The organism is Polynucleobacter sp. UK-Kesae-W10 (assembly GCF_018881575.1).
Lineage (GTDB): Bacteria > Pseudomonadota > Gammaproteobacteria > Burkholderiales > Burkholderiaceae > Polynucleobacter.
Genome location: NZ_JACVQB010000005.1, coordinates 1 through 23,880 on the forward strand (window position 1 = coordinate 1; position 23,880 = coordinate 23,880).

Below are 23,880 nucleotides of genomic sequence, written 5' to 3' on the forward strand. Positions count from 1 at the left end.
TTAAAGCAAAGCTAGCAGCCAATCGCCTCAGTACACCCTTGTTTGATACACCCCTGTTTACTAAACATCTAGAGAGCGCCTATCAACAGATGTATGAGCGTTATCAGGCTGGATTAGCGCCTGCGCATTTACTCGTTGAGTAAATAGTCCTTAAAAATTGGTTCAGGGGCGATGATATTGGACTGTGATTCGTCACATACCAGGTATTGGTAATCTGATTTGGTGTGCAAGCTAATGTCAGCAAAACAAGTATTGTTGTACCCCTTGCCAACGAGCTCCAAAATCTTTCCATGAGAAAAAACCAGGTTGGAAAGTCCGGCTCCATGTGGTGCTATTACCGAGCGAGCGTTCTTGAGCAATAGGATTTGATCCAGAATGGGTAATTTTTCTAATTGAACAATCTTATAGCCGGCTTCTATTAATGGCTTTTTTAGCTCTGCTTCATTAAGCAGTCTTCTGGAGCCGGATCTCGAAATGTAGATTTTTTGGGCACCCTCCAGTGCAGGGTTGATTATGGCGCTCTCGGGTACTCGTGTATTGAGCCATTCAATTAGCTCCAGACTGGTAAAGCCACACATTTGAAGATAGGTAGGCACATACAGCTCATCACTAATCACGGCTTGATGGGCTGGTACGTCAATAATTTTGGTGCTATTTATACCAAGCAACTGCAACCATTGTTTGACATAGCTCATGTGGGGGCTAGAGACGATGATTTGATCAAAGCTATTTAAATCAAATTCTTTCTGTGCAACGAATATTTTGGCTAAGGTTTCAGTGATGAAATGGTAAAAAGCTTCAGACCATGTCCCTTTGAGTAATAAGGTTCTGCCTTTGAATCTTAGTAGATCGCTTGGAATCATTTGATTGTGGTGTTGCTCAAAATAGCCAAGCCAATCATGATTCGTATTGTGTGCATGATCAATGCAAAAGTGATGAAACTTCACTGAATCTTTGAGGGAGAAGATGTTGTAAGCACCCCCGATAAAAATACCTTCCGGTATTTTGAAGACAAAGTTCGGCAGCTTGTATTTTGGCCCGGTGTAGTTGGTAAATTTATCCAACCCATTTGATCCCAGATGCCCAAAAGTGATGTCCCCCTTAAAGGTGGATGAGTAACTCAAATCTAGCTTGGTGGAATAGTTCTTAAATAGTTCATCTAGTGGAATACTTGGGAGTTGGCTGATATACATTAAATTTCCACTGGCTGACGGTGTTGTAGGGTATAAAGCAATGAATGTTTCACCCGGGTATGTAATTAAATGAACGCAATTAATAACTAAATTTAGATATCAATTATTGTAAGCATTAATATAAATTGAACTAGCGATCAATATTCAAGGATTGAAAAGTGATCAAAGAGAAAGTCATCATCTTTTGTCGTCGTCTATCGGAAGCTACGCCTGCTTGTTTGCTGGTGATGGTGCAGGGAAACCTGCAGGCAATCAGTTGGACCCACTGGGAAACCGCGCTCAGAACGGGCAGCATTACGGGCACAGTTCTGGTTTGCCTATCTTTTATCGAGCCCAGAAAATGGTTACATAATCGTTACACCACTGGTGCGCTCACTGGCTTAGCTACTGCTGCATCTGATTATGTTGTGCATCCGGCAGCCATTTCTGGGGAAGCCATCTTTACGGGTGCCGCAGCAGCGATCTTGTGCGTTTTATATTCTTTTGTGGTGAAAGATTAGCGTACTCGAAACCCAAATGCTTGAAGCAGGGAGTACTGGGGGTATAAAGCTCTTGTCTGCTAGATATCAACCTAGAAACCTAGGGCCCCGCTCATCTCGCAGGGATTTTCCTAAAACGTTGTATTTAGGGTAATTTTCTGGAGAAAACAGCCGAACCATGTTGGTGATTTGGCATAATGTTGGCTGTTAAAAATTAGCTAAATCCGCTAAATCAATAAAAATAACCAGTTAAGAATTATGAAATTATTAAATATTAAGAAAATTGCATTCTTTTTTGCTCTAGTTGTTGGGAGTGTTTTTTCGGCATCTACATTTGCCCAGGTAACAACCGTTTACTCTGGTACGCCAGGCATATTAAGTGGTACTGGTGGTAATCAATCAATTAGTTCGGTCACATTAAGCGGTGCACAAACTATTAATTTTTCGTTAACCGGTTTATATAGTGGCGCAGGTGGGGCACCGAGCATCACATTTCAATTGCGCAATGGTGCAACAGGTGTAGGAAACTTAGTGCAAACATTAACCACTAGCTCTGGAACGTACACCGGAAATTTTAGCGCCACTGGCGCGGCAAATAGCCTGTGGTTCGTTGCAACTAACCCCTTGAATTTTAATATTTCAAATTTATTGCTTACATACGGTTCCGCACCAGCCCCAACCGGCCCCTCAACCTATAACACCCAAGCCTCCATTCAAAACATGGCTAACTCTTTGCAACGAATTTACTCTTTGCAAAATGCGGTTCTGACCAACAGCTTTACTTATGACTGTACTGAGTATGGTGAGAACAATGTCTGCGTCTCTGCTGGTGGTCGTAATACTGCTGTAGGTTCTGCCGGCGGTCTCAATAACACTAGCGGTTTGGTCATTTTGGGCTATCGCCCAGCGCCAAAATATCGTGTAGGCGCATATGCTGACCAGAACTTATGGGTGAACCAAGCCAATATGGGTGTTGCCTTGGGCAACAATACGCCTTTGATGGGCTTGTTTGGTGTTTGGAGTGAGAACTTAGACGGCACAGGCACTGAAGTAAAAGTTTCTGCTGCCTATGGTCAAAAGAACACCACCATGACGCGCGGTGTGGTTGGTGCTGGTACAACCGCTTCTGAAGCTGGTGTTGGTAGCTCACAGCTCAATAGTCAAGGCGCGCAAGTTGCTGCGAAGTACGGCTTTAACGTCATGCAAGATGTCAATGTTGCTCCCTATGCTGGCATTCGTTACACCAAGAACAATATGGGCGCTTACAGTGAGCAAGGCACATCTGCTGTGACAGCTCCTCTGTCTTATGGCGCTTTGTATACCAATTCCACTACTGCCTTACTTGGTGTAGGCGCATCGTATAAGGGCATTGCACAAACAACCGTATTTGCTAGCGCTGGTTACGAGAGTGATACCAATACAGGCCTCGGTACTTATTCAGGCAACAGCTCTAAGATCTCTGGTTTAGCTCCGGTGAACTTTAATCAGAACCCAATTAAAAATAGGCCAACAGCCTCATTGGGTGCTGCTTACCAGATTGAGAAGAACCAAAGCATTGGCATTACCGGGATCTATCGTCAAGAAGCGTATCAATCGATTTCGACTACGACTGTATTGGCAACCTATACAGCCGGTTTCTAAAGAAGTTTGATTTACTCAGATTAAAAAACCCGCTACGGCGGGTTTTTTAATGGTCAGATCTTGGACAAAAAAACTGAGAAACGTTTTGAATATTACTGAGGTTAGCGATTACTTCTCTGCTCTCCATTCTCCTGACTTACCCCCACTCTTCTCAAGTAGCTTTACGTCACCCATCACCATGCCACGGTCTACTGCTTTGCACATGTCATAAATTGTGAGTAGGGCAACTTGGACTGCGGTGAGGGCTTCCATTTCAACGCCAGTTGGTCCTGCGGTCTCTGCTTTGACTTGACAGCGAATGCTGCTACTTTTCTGATCCAGGACAAACTCCAGGCTGACATGAGTCAGTGCGAGAGGGTGGCAGAGGGGAATAAGGTCGGATGTCTTTTTAGCCGCCTGAATACCGGCAATGCGGGCGATTCCTAAAACATCACCCTTTTTATGGTTTCCAGCCTCAACCATATTAAATGTCTCTGGAAGCATCGTAATTTTGCCTGTGGCAATGGCTACTCTGTGGGTAGAGGGCTTATCGCCAACGTTTACCATATGGGCTTGGCCGCTGGCATCAAAATGAGTTAGTTTGTTCATGGGATAAGTTTTACCATATAGGGATGCAAGACATAAAGCACGATAGCAAAACCCCTTTTAGAAAGCGTCTGCTGGTTACCCAGCTCTCGCTGGTTCTGGCTGTCTCCAGTATTACTCCTGCTTTTGGAGCGCCTCCTGCCGGCGATGTTTCTGTACAGGGGAACTCGGCAGCCCTTCAAAATATCGGTCGCGCAATGCAGTCTCCAGATGCTCGCTCTGCCAATTTGCCAACTCGCAATAATCTGCCCAGTCAGCCTAATATTGTCTTGCCAGATATGGGGGATCCCGGTGGGGATTCTTTAAGCCGGATTGATGAGCGCAAATACGGCGAGCTGATCATGCGTGAAATTCGGCCCGATCCAGACTACTCCAATGACTTGCCTTTATACGACTACCTGAATCAAATGGAGCGGCGCCTCATTCAAACTGCCAAAAAATTACAACTTGGTGGTGCAAATGAGCAAGGCAGTGGAGCCTATAACTTTGAGATCTTTGCTGTGAAAGACTCAAGCATTAATGCATTTGCATTGCCAGGGGGTTTTATTGGCTTTCATACGGGGCTTATCGTAGATGCAGAAACCGATTCTGAAGTGGCCTCGGTCATGGGCCATGAAACAGGTCACGTTTTGCAACGCCATTTAGCGCGGCAGATGGATAAGCAGGCCACCAATACCATGATCGCTCTTGCGGGCATGGTGCTTGGTGCTTTGGCAATGTCCCGTAATCCACAAGCCGCTGCCGGTTTAATGCAAGGCGGGCAAGCGGCAGCCATTAATAATCAACTATCCTATTCAAGGGATGCGGAGCGCGAGGCAGATCGGGTTGGCTTCCAAATTCTGAACTCTAGTGGCTATGACGTTAATGGCGCCCCAGATTTTTTCCAGCGTTTACAGAAAATCACGGGGATTATGGACAAGGGTGTACCAACCTATGTTCGTACTCACCCACTGACCACTGATCGTATTGCTGATATGCAAGATCGGGTGCGGAGTACTCCTCAGTATGCTGTCCCAGCTACCTCCGAGTTTTACTTTATTAAGGCTCGCGCACGTATGGAGCAGGCGGGTAGCTCAAGTGGTCTTTACGATTTAAAAAATACGTTTGATAGTTTGAGCAAGCAAGCCCAGCCCGGAAAGCAAATGGAAGGGTTTTATGGTTTAGCGCTCATTGCGCAGCGACAGGGCAAGATTGATGTAGCTGAAACTAACTTACAGCAGGCCCGCAATTTATCCCAGAAATACAATGCCAGCAATCCATCCACCGCGCGCCCAAGTCTTGCTCTAGACATCATGTCTTCTGAGCTAGCCTTGGCCAAAGGAAAAAATGATGAGGCTTTGCAGATTGCCCAAGCCGCCCTGCGATCTAATCCCCAGTCATATGCTGCGGCAGTAGCGATGATTAATGCGGATCTGAAATTAGGTAAAACCAATGACGCTATTACTTGGTTAAAAGCCCGCACTAAAGCCCAGCCTAATGAGATTATTTGGTGGAGCTTGCTCTCCAAAGCCTACGATCAAGCAAACAACATCCCGATGCGGCACTATGCGCTTGGGGAAAAGTATGCGCTTGAAGGCGCCTGGCCATCAGCCTTAGAGCAGATGAGGATTGCTAGATCGGCAGCCGGCTCTGATTTTTATCAAGGTTCGACGATTGATGCGCGCTTAAGAGAGATGCAGCGACAGTACAACGATGAGCTGAAAGAGAAAAAGCAGCTGCCAAGTTAAAGCGGGTTTGCTTGCGGATTTTGAATGTAAGTAAATCGTTTGCTGAGTTCATCGGTGTGAATAGGATCTAAGGGTAGTTGCTTTCCTTGCCAATTCCATGAGCCACCAAAGCTACAAGCCTCTTCACGAAGTTGGGCTAATTCAGCAAACTGGTCCAAGTCATGATCATGCAATAGAGCAACACTCTGATGATCCCTCCTTGTGAACGCATGATTGTCAGATAGCCTATGGCTTGTTTGAGGCGCAGACCCCACAATATAAATATTGCCCTTCTCGTCGCTCAGGGCAGCAGTGGGTTCGATAGCGTCATGACATTGATTTAGAATCTGGATAACTTCTCCGTCTGGAATGAGACGCGCAATCCAGGGCGTGGCATCAAGCGTGACATAAACGCGTTGCGGCCCATTTTGAAAAAAATATCGACCTAGGGTATCGCAGGCATAGTTTCTGGAGATAAATTCTTTGAGAGCCTGATGGGTGATGACTTGGCCCGGTAAATGGTTTTGTTGGGTAAATTCATCACGCATGCGCCATTGACCACGACGATCTAGGGCTAGCCAACCAAAGCAGTCAGGTACATTAGGCCACTTAACCAGTGACCTTAGTACTTGCTCATCCATTGTTAATGCAATCCGTGTGGGGTAGAAGGGGCATCAAAAGTGTCTTCAGTGGAGTGGCTTGCATGTAAGTGTGCAATTCTCCAACCTTGACTGTCTTGTAAAAGCACTAAGGTGATATTGAGAAAAAATTCAGATTCGATTTGATCTGGTCTTAAGTGCACCGCTTCGGTTGTGTCGTAGACCGCTGCACCCAATACAGAGTGGCTAATACAAGCAATCGGCTCCAGAAATAAGGGCTGCTTAGCCAGCAGTCTTTCAAGGCCTTCACGAATCTCTGCGTGACCAGTTAAACGATGTCCCTCTGGAAGTACGCAGGTAATTGAGTCATCATCTAGCCAAATATCTAAGGCACCCTGGACATCACGATGGCGCAATGCATCACGCCAGGCCTCAACCACTTCATCAGCGTTATGAAAGAGTCTGGCTAGCTTAGTCATGGCTCACTTTTCCTGAAATTAATCACAATGTATGAAGTGTAGCCAATACTTCTTGCGGAAGGATGTCTTTTAGGCACTTCAAATGACCAAGTGGACATTCTTTTTGATGGCATGGGCTACAAGGAAGATTGAGCCAAATCACTTTGGCCTTTTCTGATAAAGGCGGGGTATGCGCTGGGTCGCTGGAGCCAAAGATGGCTACTTGAGGGGTTTTGAGTGCTGCTGCAATATGCATCAAGCCAGAATCATTGCTAACCACTGCAGTTGCCATACCAATTAAAGCAATGGCTTCATCTAGAGAGGTATCGCCGCACCAATTGTGAAGATTATTTGGGCAACCGGCTTGTGAGGCAATTTCTTGGGCAATCGAATGATCTCCTTTGCCGCCCAAGAGAATGATTTGATGATTGTTATTTTCTGCAATCAGTCTTTGCGCTAAATCGGCAAAGTGAGTGGCTGGCCAGCGCTTGCTTGGCCCATATTCTGCGCCAGGACAGAAAATATATATTGGGGAGCCGCTGATGTTTTCATGGGCTAATTTTTGCTCAGCAGATTGTTTTGCTGAGGGCAGCACATTGAGTACAGGCGCTAATGCCGTTGATGCAGATGCACCATCCTCATTTAATAATTGACCCAAAGCGAGATAGTGCTCGACCATGGGTGGGCGATTCACTTTGCTAGGATTTTTTAAAGATACATTAATGAGACCATAACGGCATTCGCCGCGATAGCCAATGCGAAAAGGAATATTTGCTAGCCACGGAATGAGGGCTGATTTCAAACTGTTCGGCAATACAAAACAAGCTTGATATTGTTTGGCTTCTAAGTCTTTCGCTATTTGCTTGCGTAGACCCCACTGCAGCTGGCGATGCTCTAGCTTGGCTTCAATGACTTCATTCACTTCGGGGCAAGCTCGATAAATTGGAGCAACCCAAGTGCTGGCGAGAACATCAATCTTGCTGTGTGGGTACTGCGCTTTAAGGCTAGCCAGTAAAGGCTGCGTCATGACGGCATCCCCAATCCAATTGGGGGCAATGATCAGAATACTTTGCATGTAATGTATCCCGACTCAGCGCCCCGTAGAGAGGCGCTGATAAGGCTTAATGTCCGTGAGGCTCTGTGCCAGGAATGAGTTTGTACTCAGTGCCGCAGTATGGACACTTTGCTTCCCCGGTTTTGGTGATATCTAAAAATACCCGTGGATGAGAATTCCATGCAGGGGTATTGTTGGTAGGGCAATGCAATGGCAGATCTTTACCATCCACCATTACTGTTTGAGCTTGAGTCATGTTTTGCTTCCTGATAGCTAAATATTATTTAACGTAAGTGAGCCATGCTTTGTACTGTTCACTTCTACCGTAGACCGCATCAAAATAGGTCTTTTGAATTTTTTCGGTAATTGGACCACGCTTGCCATCACCGATGGTGCGATCATCGAGCTCACGAATGGGTGTGACTTCAGCAGCAGTACCGGTAAAGAAGGCTTCATCCGCTGAATACACTTCATCACGAGTTAAGCGTTTTTCTTTGACTTCGTAACCTAGGTCTTTTGCAATTTGAATGACTGAATCGCGAGTGATGCCATCTAAGCAAGAAGCAAGGTCTGGTGTGTATACCACTCCGTTGCGGACCATAAAGAGATTCTCGCCAGAACCTTCAGAAACATAACCTTCGGTATCTAACAATAAAGCCTCGTCATATCCATTGGCAGTCACTTCTTGGTTTGCCAAGATGGAGTTGATGTAATAGCCCGACGCTTTAGCGCGAACCAATGAGGAATTGACAAAGTGGCGGGTAAAGGAAGAGGTTTTGACACGAATGCCTTTATTGAGGCCATCTTCACCCAAATAAGCACCCCATTCCCAAGCGGCGATTGCAGTGTGAATACTGTTGCCCTTAGGGGAGATGCCCAGCTTTTGGGAGCCAATAAAAATGATGGGGCGGATATAGCAAGACTCGAGCTTATTGCTATTAACCACGTCAATAATGCCCTTGGTAATCTCTTCCTGGCTGTAAGGCATGTTCATTTGGAAGATCTTAGTGCCATTAAAGAGGCGTTTTACGTGCTCAGGAAGGCGGAAAATAGCCGTGCCTTGGGGGGTTTTGTAGGCTCGGATGCCCTCAAAAACACCCATTCCGTAGTGGAGACTATGGGTTAGCACGTGAATATTGGCCTCACGCCAAGGGATGAGCTTCCCATCGGACCAAATAAAGCCATCGCGGTCGGACATCGACATTTTTTCTACCTTTTGTGTCTATAAATCGGATTAATCGGGGCGCCAGGTCAGTGGGTTTTGAGGCCGTTTGACTCAAGATACGTCCAAGCCTCTATTGTAGAGCAGGCGCTCAAGTCAGATACGCTCATCCCTTGGGGTTAGGGGGCTGGACGATTTAGAATGGAGCATTCCCCATAAACCACCAAATTTAGCCTATCTCATGCCGGAATCCTTATTTAAAGTTAAGCGTTTAAGCGAATTAGCCCAATCGGGCCAATTAAAGGGAAAGCGGGTTTTTATCCGTGCTGACCTCAATGTTCCTCAGGATGAAGCCGGGAATATCACTGAAGACACCCGTATTCGTGCATCGATGCCTGCAGTCCAGATGTGTTTGGATGCTGGCGCGGCCGTGATGGTGACCTCCCATTTGGGTCGTCCTACCGAAGGTGAATTTAAGCCGGAAGATAGTCTGGCACCAGTTGCTGATCGCATTGCTACCTTGCTCAACCGCAAAGTTCCTTTGATTAGCGATTGGGTAGATGGTGGTTTTGAAGTGAATCCCGGCGAAGTGGTGTTGCTAGAAAACTGCCGCTTAAATGTCGGTGAGAAAAAAAATAATGATGAGCTCGCCAAAAAGATTGCGGCTCTTTGTGATGTTTATGTCAATGATGCTTTTGGTACAGCGCATCGCGCTGAAGCCACAACCAATGGTGTAGCTAAATTTGCTCCTATCGCTTGTGCTGGTCCATTAATGGCTGCCGAGTTAGATGCCTTAAGTCGTGCGCTAGCAAGTCCAAAGCGCCCGCTGGTGGCCATTGTTGCGGGCTCCAAAGTTTCTTCCAAACTCACCATCTTGAAAGCACTTTCTGAAAAAGTAGATGAGTTAATCGTGGGTGGTGGTATCGCAAATACGTTCATGTTGGCAAAAGGTTTGCCAATTGGTAAGTCACTTGCTGAGCCTGATTTAGTCGATGAGGCTAGGGAGATTATGGAGTTGATGGAAAAGCGTGGCGCACATGTGCCCATCCCAGAAGACGTTGTGGTTGCCAATGAACTCTCTCCTTTAGCTCGCGCGAACCGTGTGCCTGCAGATCAAGTTGCAGAAGATGACATGATCTTGGATATCGGTCCAAAGACTGCAGCACGTTTATCGATCATGCTCGCTCATGCAGGCACGATTGTGTGGAATGGCCCCCTCGGCGTTTTTGAGATCGACCAATTTGGCGGCGGTACCAAAATGCTGGCAGCTGCAATTGCACATTCGCCAGCATTTTCGATTGCGGGTGGCGGCGATACCTTGGCAGCGATTGCAAAGTATGGAATTGAAAATCAGGTGGATTACATCTCAACTGGCGGCGGCGCCTTCTTAGAATTCCTCGAAGGGAAGACCTTGCCAGCCTTTGCAGTGCTTGCCGAAAGGGCGAAAGACTAAATATGCTTAGAGCAACCAAAATCATTGCAACCTTAGGGCCGGCATCTGAAAAGCCAGAAGTGCTGCGTGACATGATTCGTGCAGGCGTTGATGTAGTGCGTATGAACTTTTCTCATGGAACAGTCGCCGATCACAAAGCACGTCATGATTTGGTGCGGAGTATTTCTGCAGAGGTGGGCAAAGAGGTCGGCATCATGGCTGACCTACAAGGCCCCAAGATTCGTGTTGGCAAATTTGTCGACAGTAAGATTTTGCTCAAAGAAGGCGAGCAATTTATTTTGGATGTGGCTTGTGAGCTTGGGAATCAGGAGCGTGTAGGTTTAGATTACAAAGAGTTGCCAAACGATGTGAAGTCTGGTGACCGCTTGCTTTTAAATGATGGCTTGGTAGTGCTGCGCGTTGACAAAGTCAAGGGCGGTGAAATTTTTACTATCGTCGAGCAGGGTGGTCCGCTCTCCAATAACAAAGGTATCAATCGCGCTGGTGGCGGCTTGACTGCTCCAGCGTTGACCGAAAAAGACATTGCCGATTTAGATGCTGCAATTGCGATGGGCGTCGATTTCTTGGCAATTAGCTTTCCAAAAGATGGTGCAGACATGGCTTATGCACGCAAGCTTGCTGATGCTGCAAGTGCAAAGCACGGGGTTGGTAAAGTGCGCACGATTGCAAAGGTAGAGCGTGCAGAGGCAATTGAGTCAGAGGCTCTGAAAAGTATTATTGCGGAGAGCGACGGCATTATGGTGGCACGTGGGGACTTGGCAATTGAAGTGGGTAATGCTGCTGTGCCTGCGCTGCAAAAGCGCATGATTAAATGGGCGCGCGAAGCCGATAAATTTACGATTACTGCTACTCAGATGATGGAGTCCATGATCAATGCGCCCGTACCAACTCGCGCAGAGGTCAGTGACGTCGCTAATGCAGTGCTCGATGGTACTGACGCAGTAATGCTTTCGGCTGAATCAGCAGCAGGCTCTTATCCCGTGCAGACTATTAAAGCGATGGCAGAAATTTGTATCGAAGCTGAGAAGTCTGATCCCGTGAAGTTGGATACAGATTTCCTCGATCAAACCTTTGCCCGTATTGATCAAACAATTGCTTTGGGCGCCTTGTTTACTGCTCATCACCTCAATGCCAATGCTATTGCAGCTTTAACCGATTCCGGTTCAACCGCAATCTGGATGAGTCGCCACAATATCCATGTCCCTATTTTTGCTCTCACCTCTAAGATTGCTACTCAGCGGGCTTTGAGTACCTATCGCAACGTAACACCGATTGGCTTGGATTACACCAAGGATCGAGATACCGCATTGCAAGAGGTTGAGGCTTGCCTGAAAAAATTGGGTACTGTTAAACAAGGCGACACCGTAGTGTTAACTTCAGGCGAGCCGATGGGAGAGCCTGGCGGTACTAATACTCTCAAAATTATTCATGTGAAGTAATTCACCCCTTATTAATAACCTTAACTTACTACTAACAAAGAGATCATCATGGCTTTAGTATCTTTACGACAACTCTTGGATCATGCTGCAGAAAATGGCTATGGATTACCTGCCTTCAATGTGAATAACTTGGAGCAAGTGACTGCAATTATGGAAGCAGCGAATGAAGCCGATTCTCCAGTCATCATGCAAGCCTCTGCTGGCGCCCGTAAATATGCTGGTGAAGCATTCTTGCGCCATTTGATTTCTGCCGCTGTCGAAGCTTATCCCCATATTCCCGTGGTGATGCATCAAGACCACGGCCAAAGCCCAGCAGTTTGTATGGCGGCGATTAAGAGTGGTTTTACCAGCGTCATGATGGATGGTTCTTTAGAGGCAGATGGCAAAACGGTTGCGAGTTACGAGTACAACGTTGATGTATCAAGAGAGGTTGTGAAATTCTCTCACTCTATTGGAGTCACTGTTGAGGCAGAGTTGGGTGTTCTCGGTTCATTGGAAACAATGCAGGGAGACAAAGAAGACGGACATGGGGCTGATGGCAAGATGACGCGCGAGCAATTGCTAACAGACGTTGAGCAAGCTGCTGACTTTGTGAAGGCAACCCAGTGTGATGCTTTGGCGATTGCGATTGGTACTAGCCATGGTGCATACAAGTTCAGTAAGAAACCTACTGGCGACATTTTGGCAATTGATCGCATTAAAGAAATTCATGCCCGTATTCCAAATACTCACTTGGTCATGCACGGCTCTTCTAGCGTTCCTCAGGAATTGCTCGCCGAGATCCGTGAGTTTGGTGGTGATATGAAAGAAACCTATGGCGTACCTGTGGAAGAAATTCAAGAGGGTATTAAGAATGGTGTCCGTAAGATCAATATCGATACGGATATTCGTTTGGCGATGACCGGCGCTATTCGTCGTTACTTTATTGAAAACCCAAGCAAGTTTGATCCACGTGATTATTTAAAGCCAGCACGCGAAGCGGCCAAAAAGGTCTGTATGGCGCGCTTTATTGCATTTGGTTCTGCTGGCCAGGCCTCCAAAATTAAGCCTATTCCATTAGAAAAAATGGCAGAGCTATACAAGAGCGGTCAATTAGCTCAGATCGTGAAGTGAGTTAACCATGCCAGCTTTGTACGCCACTTCTATTCAGTCTTTGCCATTGCTCTCTAAGGGCAAAGTCCGCGATGTTTATGCGCTAGGCGATGACAAGCTTTTAATGATCACGACTGATCGACTCTCAGCCTTTGATGTGGTGATGGGTGAGCCCATTCCTGAAAAAGGGATTGTCTTAAATCAGATGGCCAATTTTTGGTTTGATAAATTGGCCAAAGTAATCCCGAATCATTTGACCGGTATTGATCCAGCTACCGCAGTTGCTCCGAACGAGGTTGATCAGGTTGTTGGGCGCGCTGTTGTAGCAAAACGTTTGAAGCCGATTCTGGTTGAAGCTGTAGTGCGTGGCTATCTTGCTGGCAGTGGATGGAAAGATTACAAAGAGACTGGTAAGGTGTGCGGAATTGCACTGCCGGCTGGTTTAGAGAATGCCCAGAAGTTGCCTGAACCTATTTTCACGCCAGCCGCAAAAGCGGACGTTGGTGAGCATGATGAAAACATTTCCTTTGAAAAGGTGATTGAGCTCATTGGCGAGAAATTGGCCAATCAAATTCGCGAGGTTAGCATTCGTCTCTACAAAGAGGCTTCTGAATACGCTGCTACTCGGGGAATCATCATTGCGGATACTAAGTTTGAATTTGGCTTAGATGATGCTGGCCAGCTGGTATTGATGGATGAGATTCTGACAGCGGACTCTTCACGATTCTGGCCTGCGGAAACCTATTACGTAGGCTCAAATCCACCTTCCTATGACAAGCAATTTGTGCGTGATTGGCTAGAAACTGCCCAAGTTGATGGGAAGTTATGGCCCAAGACAGCTCCTGCACCGCAATTGCCTGCAGAGGTTATTGAAAAAACCGCTGAAAAGTATCGTGAAGCGCTGACTCGCTTAACTCAGGGATAATAGAGCCCTTCAGGAATATTTAGGGCATTTGGAGAGGTAAATGAGTAAAAAGCCAATAGTCGGGATAGTGATGGGTTCCAATTCGGATTGGGACACGATGCAGCATGCTGCGCAAATGCTCGAGCAATTTGGCATTCCTCATGAAGCTAAAGTCCTTTCGGCTCACCGTATGCCCGATGATATGTTTCAGTACGCCGAAAACGCGCAAGCTAATGGCTTACAGGCCATCATCGCTGGTGCTGGTGGTGCGGCCCATTTGCCAGGTATGTTGGCTTCTAAAACGATTGTTCCCGTATATGGCGTTCCAGTTGCCAGTAAGTATTTGCGTGGTGAAGATTCGTTGTATTCGATTGTCCAAATGCCTAAAGGTATTCCAGTGGCTACCTTTGCCATTGGCGAAGCTGGTGCTGCCAATGCGGCCTTGCATGTGATTGCTGGCTTAGCCTTGCATGATGCCGATTTAGCCAAGCGTCTGGAAGAGTTTCGCGTGAAGCAGTCCGACACTGCGCGCTCAATGAATTTGCCGGGATATTAATTACATGGCAGATCGTATGGAACCCATTTTGCCGGGTTCATATTTAGGTATTTTAGGTGGTGGTCAACTAGGGCGGATGTTCACGCAAGCAGCCCAAGCCATGGGCTACAAGGTTTGTGTTTTGGATCCAAGCACCGATAGCCCTGCCGGCTCCATCGCAGAAAAATGCATTCAAGCCGATTACACCGACTCTGTTGCCCTAAAAGAGATGGCAAGTTTATGCGCCTCTGTCAGCACGGAGTTTGAAAACGTTCCTGCCCAAGCATTAGATGAATTAGAGTCTCTTGGGGTCTTTGTTGCCCCTCGGAGCAGCTGTGTTTCTCTAGCGCAGAACCGCATTGCTGAGAAAAACTTTTTGGCAACCTGGAAATCTGAAACCAATATAGGCCCAGCACCGCATTTTGTCATTGAGCATCAAGCAGATATTGTTCACACTCCTGCAGAGCTATTTCCCGGAATTCTGAAAACTGCTCGTATGGGTTATGACGGTAAGGGCCAAATTACTGTGCATGCTGCTGCCGATCTGCCTGCTGCATGGGCAGAGTTGGGTCAGGTGCCTTGTGTATTAGAGAAGCGCATGGAACTGGACTTCGAAGTCTCTGCGCTGGTAGTGCGCGGCTACGATGACGCTGTAGTGGCTTATCCAGTCTCACAAAATATTCATCGTGATGGTATTTTGCATACTTCCACTGTTCCTGCTCCATCACTCAAGCCTGCGCAAGAGAAAAAAATTATTGAGGCTGCTAAGGCGCTCATTCGAAAAATTGATTATGTTGGTGTGCTTTGCGTCGAGTTCTTTGTGCTCAAAAATGGCGATATTGTTGCCAATGAGATCGCACCGCGTCCACACAACTCTGGACACTACACCATGGATGCTTGTGTCAGCAGTCAGTTTGAGCAGCAAGTCCGGGCAATGGCTCGCCTGCCTTTAGGTGATACTCGCCAATTAGCACCAGTATCCATGTTGAATTTATTGGGCGATTTATGGTTTGAGGGTAGTGAAGACCAAGCCAAAGAGCCTGCCTGGAATAAAGTGCTCGCCCATCCTGATGCTAAGTTACATCTTTATGGAAAATCTGCTCCACGCATTGGTAGAAAGATGGGTCACATTAATTGTTTAGGCGAAGCTTTAAATGAAGCGCGTCAAAATTGCGCTGCCGTTGCCACAGAATTAGGGATCGAGCCCTAGAAATGTCCAGCGATAGTTCGCCACTGCAATCTTCAGCAGTTATTAATGAAGCGGTACAAACCTTACGTGAGGGCGGCTTAGTAGCCTTTCCAACGGAAACGGTTTACGGTTTAGGCGCTGATGCCAGTAACCCAGAAGCTATTAATAAGGTTTTTACAAGCAAGGGCCGTCCTAGTAGTCACCCCTTAATTGTTCACTTGGCTGCACCAGATCGATTTGATCAGTCAGAGATTGATTGGGTCTCTGTACTTGCTCCTTGGGTCAGAGATATATCCGAAGATGCGTTGAAGTTGATACATGCTTTTTGGCCTGGACCATTAACGCTGGTATTTAAAAAAGATAAGCGTGTTTTGAATGAGCTCACCGGCGGTCAGGATACGGTAGCGATTCGTGCGCCTGCACATCCAGTTGCTCAAGAGCTGCTGCGGAAGTTCAAGGGCGGAGTGGTTGCCCCTTCTGCTAACCGATTCGGAAAAGTATCCCCAACCAGGGCTGCCGATGTCCGCCATGAGTTTGAAGGTGTTTTGGACTTGATGGTTTTGGATGGTGGCGATTGTGAAGTTGGTATTGAATCGACCATTATTGATTTATCTTCTGGCGATCATGCTGTCCTGCTACGGCCCGGGGCTATTACCCCCAGTGAGATTTTGGCTAAAACGGGTATTCAGGTATCACGTCCTGGTGATCACAGGCCCTCTTCGGGTGATCTGCCGAGAGTTTCCGGCAGTCTCAAAGCGCACTACGCACCAACAACTCCACTGCGTCTTTATGCACCCGGAAGAGTATTGGATGCCTTGAGTGAGTTTCCGGATACGAAGTCTCGAGTAGCGGTAGTCGTGTGGGACTCTGAATCTTCTTTAGTATTAGAGGATCACCCCTCGATTGATGTAGAAGAAATTATTGTTTCTAGCGATCCCAGTATTTTTGCTAGCCGCTTGTATCGCACACTCAGAGATCTTGATGAGCAGGCCTGGGATTTAATCTTGTTTCCGGAGCCACCTGCAGGTGAAGAGTGGGATGGCGTACGCGATCGACTTCAGCGGGCATGCTTTGGATCAGGCCCATCTTCCATTAGCCACGCTAATAGCTGATCGTGTGCTTCTAAACCTCTCCAAGCATTGGGATGGTTAATGAAAGAGCTCACTGCATAGAGTTTTCCGGACTTGCTTACAACATAACCAGAGATTGCACGCACATCAGCAAGTGAGCCTGTTTTGATTCTGGCCTCAGGCTTTTTCTTTAAGTGTAAAAATTTTCTCAGCTGGGTCATGAGGCGATTGCGCATGGTGCCATCAGTACCTGCAATAGGCAGGCTGTTATAGAAAACTTCTCCTACTGGCAAATTTCGAGCGGTCAGTAATAGCTGATTCATTTGTTCTGTCGAGATCGCCTCATTGCGTGAGAGTCCCGAACCATTTTCAATAACTAGACCAGAAAAATTCAAACCATTTTGTTTCAGCCAACTCTGAATCACCATTTCCCCGTTGGATGTGGTGGCAGGTTTTCCCATCTTCTCTAATGCAAGCGTAAGGAATAACTGGCGAGCCATAACATTATTGGAATACTTATTAATATCTAAGACATCTTCGCCGAGATTAACGCCCTCAAATTGCAGCAATAATCTGGCAGCCAAGGGTACCGCTCCATCTTTACCAGTGGGTGGCTTGACCCAAGTGCCGCCTGCAAGCTCCCACGCTGCTGCAAATCCTTGGGTCAGAAAAGTGTTGGCATCTAGAGCAACGACGTTGTAATTGACTGCGCTGCAAGCGCTGGGAAATGTCCCTGAAAACTGTGCGGTGAGTGCTTGATCGGTATTGCTATTGTTTTCTGGATCCAAAGTGAAGCGAATATTGCTCTTCCAGTTATCACAAGTCCGATCAACCAATTGCATCTGGTTGACTACTTTCAACTGCGAAAGTGTTGGGGTGTAGTTGATATCAATAAAGTCTGCTGTCCGAGATTTGCCCAGCTGAAAAGAGAGCGTGCGGAAAGCATAGAGTAGCGGGTCTGGTGGTACGTTGTAAGCGCGTAATGACTCACCATCAATCGTATTGTGTTCCATAACGCTTGGCGCATAAGCACTGCGATCAAAAAATAAATTACCATCAATTTTCTGAATACCCAGCCCCTGTAGATCCTTCATGAGCTTCGCAAGTTCTTCCGGGATGAGTTTCGGGTCACCAGTTCCCTGAAGGTAAAGATTTCCTTTGAGGGTGCCTTGTCGAATGATGCCATCGGTATACACATTCGTACGCCAGCGGTATTGAGTGCCCAAAATATCCAGGGCAGATAGCGTAGTTAATACCTTCATCGTAGAAGCGGGGTTCATTGCTTCTTGAGCACGCCAACCTAGCTTATTTTTAGCGATGTGCTTACCTGGACGGCCGGGTTCGATTTCGATGACGGCAATACTGACCGCTTCTTGAGGTATTTGGTTGCGCTCAAGGCTTTTAGCTACAGCCTGAGGAATGCTGGATGAGACAGTGTCATCGGCCCATACTGAGGCTGCGATGAGGCTGCAGCCAAACCATAGGCTAATCCCAAGTAGGTGGGTGTGATGTCGTGCATTCATTACCCATAGGATAAACCTACTTAGGATATGTCTGCCATCAAACTAGTACTAGCTTTTGTCAAGCTTTCGTTGATAGCTTGCAATCATTTGATTTTGTTTTTCAAGCAACTGCGCTAAAGCGTCTACGCGGCTTGTTAATGAATCTGTATTTTCGAGGAGTATGCAGCTACTGACAAAATCTTTGGCGCCGATAAGTTGGGCTCCACCTTTGATTTTGTGAAGTATGCTTGCAAAGATATCCTGATCGATTTTTTCTGATGAAAGTGTTTGCAAGACTTCATCATGCACCTTTTTGATTTCTTCTAGGATGATCGAGATCTGCTTCGGATCATGATTTAGCATCCCCGAACAGATCTCAAATGAGTATTCATGAGCTAAACCTTCAGCTTCGGAGTCAATATAAGTGAAATAACGAGTAAGTTCATTTTCTAAACTCATGAGGCTCAGGGGTTTAATGAGTACGCCATTCATGCCAGCGGCTAAAAATTGATGGCGTGATTCTAGGGCGTAGATATCTGCAGTAATTCCAATAATGATGAGCTCATTAAAACCTTGGGCACGGACTTCTTGGGCCAGTTCAGAGCCTTGCATACCAGGAATGGACTGATCGGTAATCAATAGGTCAAATTGTTGTTGGCAGAGCTGATCAAGCGCTCTATTGGCGTTATCACACACTACGACATGGATACCCAAGGCTTGAAGCTGGAGTGAAATAATTTGGCGACTAGCAGGATGATCTTCAACCACCAGCGCTGATAGCGGTCTGCCTTCTTTGATAGATCGGGCAGATACCAGTCTTCTTGTGCGATGAATTTGAAGATCTCTGTAGGTATTACGAGAAGCAGCAATGCTCGTGCGCGGAAAGGCGACACAAAAATGGATATTGCTGCCATAGCCGGGTGCGCTTTCAAAATACAGCTGACTATTCATTGAGCTGACGAGATGATTGGTGATAGTCAAGCCAAGTCCAGTACCGTTTTGCTGATCGTGTTTACCGGGAACCTGTTCAAAGGGCTGTAGTGCAAGCTCAATATCCTCGGCTTTCATACCTATCCCAGTGTCAATAATGCGGAACTCAATCAGTTGCCCTGCATGATCATCCGCTATCACGCTAATCGAGAAATAAATTTCACCTTGATGGGTAAATTTGATTGCATTACTAATTAAATTTTGCAGAATTTGACGAAGGCGCAGGGCGTCCATCATTAAAACTTCCGCGATTCTTGGATCTTTCGAGGTCTGTAGGATGAGTTGGTGTTGTGATGCCAGGGTTGAAAAAGCTGAATCAATGTCATCGATCAAAGTATTTAAACAGCATGGCTCTAGATTGAGCGTAAGCTTTCCTGCTTCAATCTTCGAAAGATCTAAGACTTGATTGAGTATTCCCAAAAGGGATTCGGCTGAGTTGTGAGCGCTTTTGAGTAATGATTTTTCGTGGGCGGGAAACTGTCGGCTGCTCAGCAAAAGCTCTTGAACCCCCAGAATTGCATTCATAGGGGTTCGTATCTCATGACTCATGGTTGCTAAAAAAGAGGATTTAGCAGCATTGGCTTTTTCTGCCAATTCTTTAGAGGCCAACAGGGCATCGGCTTTGTGCTGCTGCTCAATTTGTTTTTTGTGCATCAGCCAAATCAGAAGACCTCCCCCCATTAGAAGGGCGATTATCGAGAGCCAGGGTAGCGCCCTCAAGTGGGCCTTCTCGGATTGTGGCTCCAGAGTATTAAAGGCAAAAATCTGTCGTGACTCTATCGGATCTAGGCGATTCAAAATACGATTGAGCAACTGATGCAATGGCACATCATCATCCGAAATGAGCCAGCGATATGCAAAGGGATCTTTTCCATAAAAGCCATCTACATGAATAGAAGAATCGCTATTGTGAGTAAGCCAGTGTTGCGCAAGGCGCAAGGGAAGTACCAAAGCTTGCACATCATTTTTGATGAGGTCAGCGATGAGTTTTTCTAAGTTGGGCGAGACATTGCTTAGGGGATTGCTTGGCGGCGGCGGATCTTCATAGCCACGATCAAAGAATGCAATTTTTTCAGGGGAGATATTTTGAGTTGGGGCGAGACGCTTAGTCAGAATGACATCATGACCCCAAAAGATGGCCTCTGAGAGCATGCCAAATTGCGGGTGGGCATCATTGAAGGTGGGTGGGTCAATGATGAAATCGACCTCCCCTTGTGCTAACTGTTCCAATCCCTCTCGTTCAGATTTTCTCCAAACCGGCTGAAATTCTTGTTGGGTGTATTGACTAAACTGCTGTAATAAAGCTTTAAAGACCCCATTTTTTCGGGGATCTGGGCTCTCATGTAGATATGGTGCATATTTTTCATGGATGCTAAATTTGACAATAGGATGTGCATCGATCCATTTTTGTTCTATGGCGCTTAAGTGTTCTGCGCGTGCTGATCCCCAGATCGCTAATCCGAGGATCCAGACGCTCAGAGTAACAAATCGATGCATATTGGCTCTAGCTTTCGATGATGTTATTCATGCGACAAAACAAAATTAAGTCGGCAATATTATTAATGCCAAGCTTGTCAAATACGCGGGTCTTATAGGTAGCTACGGTTTTATTGCTGATGTGCAACATATCGGAAATCTGCTGGTTGGTGTTGCCTTTACCAAGGTATTTCATGACCTGCAATTCGCGGTCGGAAATTAATGCCAGCTTATCGTTATCGGTTAATGAGCTATTTCCATTTTTGCCATGCGTAAAAAAGTTATAGCCTTGTGAGATGGCGACACAAGCAGCCAGAATGACATCTGCTCCAGCTGTTTTATTGACAAAGCCATGGGCACCAAGGGAGCGTACCCTGCCACCATAAACTGCCTCATCAAGACTCGATAGCACTAGCATACGAATTTCTGGGTGCATCAAGCCAATCCGACGAATCACATCGAAGCCATCGGTCTTGGGCATGTCTAAGTCCAGAATCACCATATTGGGGTTGACCTCTTTGATAGATCTGAGGCACTCTTCGCCATTTTGGGCTTGTCCGGCTATTTCAAAGAGCAATTGATCTTGCAACATACTTTTAAGTGCCATCAGCATTGCTGGATGGTCATCTACCAACATCACGCGTTTTCTCATTACTGGTCTCCATGGGGTTTTGGTTGTTGATGAGGGTGCAGCGAAAAAATAGCTTTAGCGATACGGCTATCGCTTATCTGAAGCATTTGATGGCGACTGACTGGTGCCATCATCAGGCCGCCATAGCAGTGATCAATTTGCCAGTCAGAGATATTCTCTAAATCTTTTACGAGCGCAACATTGGCGGCGTAAATTTGTGTTGGTGAATACGGAGAGCGTCTGATTTTGGCAAGCACGTCACAAGACAAAGACTGATCTCTCAGAGAGCCCATATCCAGATGAATGCCCTCCATTTGCATTTCGTCTATCCATTGCAAATCTTCGGCGCTCCCTGAAAAATGCATCAGATGCAGCAAAACGCCAATACGCCGCAGTCGCAGCAAGCCTTCTTTGCATGCTTGCGCCACTTCTGGATTGGGAATGGCCTGTAGGCCTAAGGTAATTAGACCAACTGGTAATCGAGAGTTGAGGATGAGATCACTCAAAGCATCTACGTATTCCGTGGAGGCGATCGTGCGAGGTGAGATTGGCAAAATTCCAGGTATAAAGCGGCCGCTGCGATACCAGTAAGATGCTGCATCTAATCCCTCCATGAATAAGCGAAGTAATTGCGCATCAGAGGCGTTGAGCAGTGGTCTAAATAAAGAACCGGTCAGTTTTGTTCCTTTGCTATTAAAAATAGGTTCATGGCTAATCGCTTGTCGCTTAGACCAAGATTGATGTTCTTCGAGGGCTTGACTACTCATGCCAAGCCAGGGTGCGCCACAGGCGTCATGTACTTCTTGGAAGGGTTTGTTCTTCCATGCCTTTACAAGCGTGTACAGCCGGGATTTCGGGCTCATCAGCATTCTCCAATCGGTGACTGTTCAGTCTAGGCAGGACAGATTGGAGGGGTAAGGGCTTAAGGCTGATTTATCTGTAGGAAATGACCTACCAGCCATGAAAGAGTATAGGTGGGGGCTAAATCCTTAAAGAATTTATGGGGATCTGCTGTTGGGGTTCTTTAAGAATTCAATCCTTAAAGAACCCCAACACCGTTGTCGATGCAAAGAGCGGGGATGAATTCATACTCAAAAATGGAAAACTAGATACTAGCTCTGAGAGAGTTTTCTTGTATGGCTTAAAAGATGAAACGTATGTCAAAAATAAAACCCGCAAGGAATTGGCTCGACGTCTAGGTGAGGCTATTCAAGGACGGTAGAATTTAGTTATAAAGCCCTTAAGTTAATATTTAGAATGCTCCCATGAGAAGCCCCATCGTTCTTGTCTTCCTCTTATTCGCCCTTATGCTCGGTGGCGTGCTGATGAGCTCCTGGAGCTATTTGCGTGACGAATACTCTAAATCTCAGGAGACCAAGCTATGGATTTACTCAATTTCCTTGGCAATTATTGGATTGACCTTATTCGCTATAGGTACCGCTACTACAGCAGAAGCAATGAAATCCAATTCCATTGTTTTTACATTTGCCAATGTATTTTATTTGGGTTCTATTGCTACTCAATTGCTGTTTTGTGTTTCTCTTAGAAAACCAGTATCTAAAAAAAGTATTTATCTATTCATACTTGGCATTGTAATTTTCGGAATTCATTTTGAGTATTTAAGGGGCTCAGGTAATTTTGTTGGACGTGTTTTAGAAGTTGCCAGCATTATTTGCATCCTACTTGTAATGCAGCTTTATCAATTACAAAAAGTTTTGCGCGTGCAATCATCTTTGCAACTTAAATTTTTATTCATATTTACCCTCCTTGAGTTAGTCACTGTCATTTTGAGGTTAGTAGTTTCAGCGCTACAGGTCAACCCTGTCCTGACCATTGATTCTGTTCCAATGAGCCTGATGGCTGTTACCTGGTTTAACTTGTCTTTCAATGTGCTCTCGTACTTGACGATGCTTGGATTTTGGTCTGAGCGTTCTGCCGCCAAGCAGGTTGAAGCCTCTATAGAGAATGCGCGTATTAGCGCTTTACTAGATGAGCGTGAGCGTTTGATAGGCTCTTTATTGGCAGCCAATAAGTCGGTAGCAACTGGAGCTCTATCAGCGTCATTAGCCCATGAACTAAATCAACCGATTGGTGCCAGCAGAATTAATTTATTTACGTTGAGAAGGATGCTTACTGGTAGAGACATCCATGATGATGCTATTGAAGAAATAATTAGTCGCATTGAGCTGGATAATCAACGTTCTGGAGATATCGTTGCCGCATTGCGCTCTATCTTTACACAAGAGGGTGTTATCACCTCTTGCATTTCAACAGCTGAAGCTCTCAATTCAGTAGTTCGCCTTGTTCAAGGTGAATGTATCCGCTTAGGTATTGCTTTAGAAGTTCATATAGATGACGCTCTGATAAATGCCAATCGTGTTGAGTTGCAACAGGTATTTTTGAATCTATTAAATAATGCGATTGATGCCTTAAAAACTAATCAGCAAACTGAGCAAAAATCCATTTGGCTAAGATGTATGAAGCATAGTGATAGCGTTCAGGTACTCATTTCTGATAACGGCCCAGGTATTTCAGAGCAATTGGCGCCTCGTATATTTGATTTATTTGAAACAAGTAAAAAAGCAGGTATGGGTCTTGGCCTTTGGCTATCTCAGTATTGCATCCAAAGAATTGACGGTGAGATTTCTTATGCCCCAAGAGTTGGTGGGGGCAGTGAATTTGTTGTGGATATCCCTCTAAAGAGGGATATTGCTCAGTAGCC

General features: G+C 46.1%; 22 protein-coding genes. 11 read left to right on the top strand and 11 right to left on the bottom strand.

The features are described from left to right. Nucleotides 1-128 precede the first annotated feature (128 nt). A complete protein-coding gene (locus ICN24_RS08915; protein ID WP_216223130.1) occupies nucleotides 129-1,193 on the bottom strand; it encodes a DUF563 domain-containing protein in 1,065 nt (354 codons plus the stop codon). Nucleotides 1,194-1,351: 158 nt separating this feature from the next. Between ICN24_RS08915 and ICN24_RS08920 the strand changes: the two genes are divergently transcribed. Continuing rightward, nucleotides 1,352-1,693, top strand: a complete 342-nt coding sequence (locus ICN24_RS08920) for a hypothetical protein (protein WP_216223132.1) — start codon at nucleotides 1,352-1,354, stop codon at nucleotides 1,691-1,693. Between the two features lie 237 nt (nucleotides 1,694-1,930). Further along, a complete protein-coding gene (locus ICN24_RS08925) occupies nucleotides 1,931-3,313 on the top strand; it encodes an autotransporter outer membrane beta-barrel domain-containing protein (protein ID WP_216223134.1) in 1,383 nt (460 codons plus the stop codon). 108 nt (nucleotides 3,314-3,421) lie between these two features. Here the strand turns inward: ICN24_RS08925 and moaC are convergent, their stop codons facing one another. Then, nucleotides 3,422-3,901, bottom strand: a complete 480-nt coding sequence (moaC, locus tag ICN24_RS08930) for a cyclic pyranopterin monophosphate synthase MoaC (protein WP_216223136.1) — start codon at nucleotides 3,899-3,901, stop codon at nucleotides 3,422-3,424. 23 nt (nucleotides 3,902-3,924) lie between these two features. On the opposite strand from moaC, the gene ICN24_RS08935 reads away from it, so the two are divergent. Further along, nucleotides 3,925-5,625, top strand: a complete 1,701-nt coding sequence (locus tag ICN24_RS08935; protein ID WP_216223138.1) for a M48 family metalloprotease — start codon at nucleotides 3,925-3,927, stop codon at nucleotides 5,623-5,625. On the opposite strand, the gene ICN24_RS08940 is transcribed toward ICN24_RS08935, so the two are convergent. Genes ICN24_RS08940 through ICN24_RS08960 form a run of 5 tightly spaced genes read right to left on the bottom strand, consistent with a single transcriptional unit; the run spans nucleotide 5,622 to nucleotide 8,919 of the window. Further along, nucleotides 5,622-6,245, bottom strand: coding sequence for a DUF2946 family protein (locus tag ICN24_RS08940; protein WP_216223139.1), 624 nt, complete (start codon nucleotides 6,243-6,245; stop codon nucleotides 5,622-5,624). The two genes, ICN24_RS08935 and ICN24_RS08940, sit on opposite strands and share 4 nt — an antisense overlap. Nucleotides 6,246-6,247: 2 nt before the next feature. Beyond that, entirely contained in the window at nucleotides 6,248-6,682 is a 435-nt protein-coding gene (locus tag ICN24_RS08945) for a nuclear transport factor 2 family protein (protein ID WP_216223148.1), read from the bottom strand. Nucleotides 6,683-6,704: 22 nt separating this feature from the next. After that, complete coding sequence (gene waaF, locus ICN24_RS08950; protein ID WP_216223150.1) at nucleotides 6,705-7,736, bottom strand: lipopolysaccharide heptosyltransferase II; 1,032 nt, start codon at nucleotides 7,734-7,736, stop codon at nucleotides 6,705-6,707. A 46-nt stretch (nucleotides 7,737-7,782) separates the two neighbouring features. After that, entirely contained in the window at nucleotides 7,783-7,971 is a 189-nt protein-coding gene (locus tag ICN24_RS08955; RefSeq protein WP_216223152.1) for a zinc-finger domain-containing protein, read from the bottom strand. Nucleotides 7,972-7,995: 24 nt separating this feature from the next. Next, nucleotides 7,996-8,919 carry a branched-chain amino acid transaminase gene (locus tag ICN24_RS08960; protein ID WP_216223154.1) on the bottom strand — a complete coding sequence of 308 codons (924 nt, stop codon included), beginning with the start codon at nucleotides 8,917-8,919 and terminating at the stop codon, nucleotides 7,996-7,998. Nucleotides 8,920-9,118: 199 nt separating this feature from the next. On the opposite strand from ICN24_RS08960, the gene ICN24_RS08965 reads away from it, so the two are divergent. Genes ICN24_RS08965 through ICN24_RS08995 form a run of 7 tightly spaced genes read left to right on the top strand, consistent with a single transcriptional unit; the run spans nucleotide 9,119 to nucleotide 16,601 of the window. After that, complete coding sequence (locus ICN24_RS08965) at nucleotides 9,119-10,330, top strand: phosphoglycerate kinase (protein WP_216223156.1); 1,212 nt, start codon at nucleotides 9,119-9,121, stop codon at nucleotides 10,328-10,330. A gap of 2 nt (nucleotides 10,331-10,332) precedes the next feature. Continuing rightward, entirely contained in the window at nucleotides 10,333-11,769 is a 1,437-nt protein-coding gene (gene pyk, locus ICN24_RS08970; RefSeq protein WP_216223159.1) for a pyruvate kinase, read from the top strand. 48 nt (nucleotides 11,770-11,817) lie between these two features. Then, nucleotides 11,818-12,882, top strand: a complete 1,065-nt coding sequence (fba, locus tag ICN24_RS08975; protein ID WP_216223161.1) for a class II fructose-bisphosphate aldolase — start codon at nucleotides 11,818-11,820, stop codon at nucleotides 12,880-12,882. 7 nt (nucleotides 12,883-12,889) lie between these two features. Continuing rightward, nucleotides 12,890-13,786, top strand: coding sequence for a phosphoribosylaminoimidazolesuccinocarboxamide synthase (locus ICN24_RS08980; protein WP_216223163.1), 897 nt, complete (start codon nucleotides 12,890-12,892; stop codon nucleotides 13,784-13,786). Between the two features lie 40 nt (nucleotides 13,787-13,826). Continuing rightward, nucleotides 13,827-14,321: a 5-(carboxyamino)imidazole ribonucleotide mutase gene (gene purE / locus ICN24_RS08985; RefSeq protein WP_216223165.1), complete on the top strand. Its 495-nt coding sequence runs from the start codon at nucleotides 13,827-13,829 to the stop codon at nucleotides 14,319-14,321. 4 nt (nucleotides 14,322-14,325) lie between these two features. Continuing rightward, nucleotides 14,326-15,510 (top strand): 5-(carboxyamino)imidazole ribonucleotide synthase, encoded by a 1,185-nt coding sequence (locus ICN24_RS08990; RefSeq protein ID WP_216223167.1) that lies wholly within the window; start codon nucleotides 14,326-14,328, stop codon nucleotides 15,508-15,510. A 2-nt stretch (nucleotides 15,511-15,512) separates the two neighbouring features. Beyond that, nucleotides 15,513-16,601 carry an L-threonylcarbamoyladenylate synthase gene (locus tag ICN24_RS08995; RefSeq protein ID WP_216223168.1) on the top strand — a complete coding sequence of 363 codons (1,089 nt, stop codon included), beginning with the start codon at nucleotides 15,513-15,515 and terminating at the stop codon, nucleotides 16,599-16,601. Here ICN24_RS08995 and dacB read toward each other — a convergent pair. From dacB to ICN24_RS09015, 4 genes are read right to left on the bottom strand one after another with little or no spacing between them, the layout of a single operon-like run. After that, nucleotides 16,547-18,082 (bottom strand): D-alanyl-D-alanine carboxypeptidase/D-alanyl-D-alanine-endopeptidase, encoded by a 1,536-nt coding sequence (gene dacB / locus ICN24_RS09000; RefSeq protein WP_216223170.1) that lies wholly within the window; start codon nucleotides 18,080-18,082, stop codon nucleotides 16,547-16,549. The two genes, ICN24_RS08995 and dacB, sit on opposite strands and share 55 nt — an antisense overlap. A 48-nt stretch (nucleotides 18,083-18,130) precedes the next feature. Continuing rightward, nucleotides 18,131-20,548 carry an ATP-binding protein gene (locus ICN24_RS09005; RefSeq protein WP_216223172.1) on the bottom strand — a complete coding sequence of 806 codons (2,418 nt, stop codon included), beginning with the start codon at nucleotides 20,546-20,548 and terminating at the stop codon, nucleotides 18,131-18,133. A gap of 7 nt (nucleotides 20,549-20,555) precedes the next feature. Beyond that, nucleotides 20,556-21,179 (bottom strand): response regulator transcription factor, encoded by a 624-nt coding sequence (locus ICN24_RS09010; protein ID WP_216223174.1) that lies wholly within the window; start codon nucleotides 21,177-21,179, stop codon nucleotides 20,556-20,558. Beyond that, the gene (locus ICN24_RS09015; RefSeq protein ID WP_216223176.1) at nucleotides 21,179-22,021 is read right to left on the bottom strand and encodes a diguanylate phosphodiesterase; all 843 of its coding nucleotides are present in this window, start codon (nucleotides 22,019-22,021) and stop codon (nucleotides 21,179-21,181) included. Before ICN24_RS09015 ends, ICN24_RS09010 begins: the two co-directional genes overlap by 1 nt. A gap of 537 nt (nucleotides 22,022-22,558) precedes the next feature. Here ICN24_RS09015 and ICN24_RS09020 point away from each other — a divergent pair. Then, entirely contained in the window at nucleotides 22,559-23,878 is a 1,320-nt protein-coding gene (locus ICN24_RS09020) for a sensor histidine kinase (protein WP_216223177.1), read from the top strand. Nucleotides 23,879-23,880 lie beyond the last annotated feature (2 nt).

What these genes read in the sequence shown, in the direction of transcription:
- ICN24_RS08915 (WP_216223130.1), bottom strand. Translation starts at nt 1,193, where the DNA reads ATGTATATCAGCCAACTCCCAAGTATTCCACTAGATGAACTATTTAAG.
- ICN24_RS08925 (WP_216223134.1), top strand. Translation starts at nt 1,931, where the DNA reads ATGAAATTATTAAATATTAAGAAAATTGCATTCTTTTTTGCTCTAGTT.
- moaC (WP_216223136.1), bottom strand. Translation starts at nt 3,901, where the DNA reads ATGAACAAACTAACTCATTTTGATGCCAGCGGCCAAGCCCATATGGTA.
- ICN24_RS08935 (WP_216223138.1), top strand. Translation starts at nt 3,925, where the DNA reads ATGCAAGACATAAAGCACGATAGCAAAACCCCTTTTAGAAAGCGTCTG.
- ICN24_RS08940 (WP_216223139.1), bottom strand. Translation starts at nt 6,245, where the DNA reads ATGGATGAGCAAGTACTAAGGTCACTGGTTAAGTGGCCTAATGTACCT.
- ICN24_RS08945 (WP_216223148.1), bottom strand. Translation starts at nt 6,682, where the DNA reads ATGACTAAGCTAGCCAGACTCTTTCATAACGCTGATGAAGTGGTTGAG.
- waaF (WP_216223150.1), bottom strand. Translation starts at nt 7,736, where the DNA reads ATGCAAAGTATTCTGATCATTGCCCCCAATTGGATTGGGGATGCCGTC.
- ICN24_RS08955 (WP_216223152.1), bottom strand. Translation starts at nt 7,971, where the DNA reads ATGACTCAAGCTCAAACAGTAATGGTGGATGGTAAAGATCTGCCATTG.
- ICN24_RS08960 (WP_216223154.1), bottom strand. Translation starts at nt 8,919, where the DNA reads ATGTCGATGTCCGACCGCGATGGCTTTATTTGGTCCGATGGGAAGCTC.
- ICN24_RS08965 (WP_216223156.1), top strand. Translation starts at nt 9,119, where the DNA reads ATGCCGGAATCCTTATTTAAAGTTAAGCGTTTAAGCGAATTAGCCCAA.
- pyk (WP_216223159.1), top strand. Translation starts at nt 10,333, where the DNA reads ATGCTTAGAGCAACCAAAATCATTGCAACCTTAGGGCCGGCATCTGAA.
- fba (WP_216223161.1), top strand. Translation starts at nt 11,818, where the DNA reads ATGGCTTTAGTATCTTTACGACAACTCTTGGATCATGCTGCAGAAAAT.
- ICN24_RS08980 (WP_216223163.1), top strand. Translation starts at nt 12,890, where the DNA reads ATGCCAGCTTTGTACGCCACTTCTATTCAGTCTTTGCCATTGCTCTCT.
- purE (WP_216223165.1), top strand. Translation starts at nt 13,827, where the DNA reads ATGAGTAAAAAGCCAATAGTCGGGATAGTGATGGGTTCCAATTCGGAT.
- ICN24_RS08990 (WP_216223167.1), top strand. Translation starts at nt 14,326, where the DNA reads ATGGCAGATCGTATGGAACCCATTTTGCCGGGTTCATATTTAGGTATT.
- ICN24_RS08995 (WP_216223168.1), top strand. Translation starts at nt 15,513, where the DNA reads ATGTCCAGCGATAGTTCGCCACTGCAATCTTCAGCAGTTATTAATGAA.
- dacB (WP_216223170.1), bottom strand. Translation starts at nt 18,082, where the DNA reads ATGAATGCACGACATCACACCCACCTACTTGGGATTAGCCTATGGTTT.
- ICN24_RS09005 (WP_216223172.1), bottom strand. Translation starts at nt 20,548, where the DNA reads ATGCATCGATTTGTTACTCTGAGCGTCTGGATCCTCGGATTAGCGATC.
- ICN24_RS09010 (WP_216223174.1), bottom strand. Translation starts at nt 21,179, where the DNA reads ATGAGAAAACGCGTGATGTTGGTAGATGACCATCCAGCAATGCTGATG.
- ICN24_RS09015 (WP_216223176.1), bottom strand. Translation starts at nt 22,021, where the DNA reads ATGAGCCCGAAATCCCGGCTGTACACGCTTGTAAAGGCATGGAAGAAC.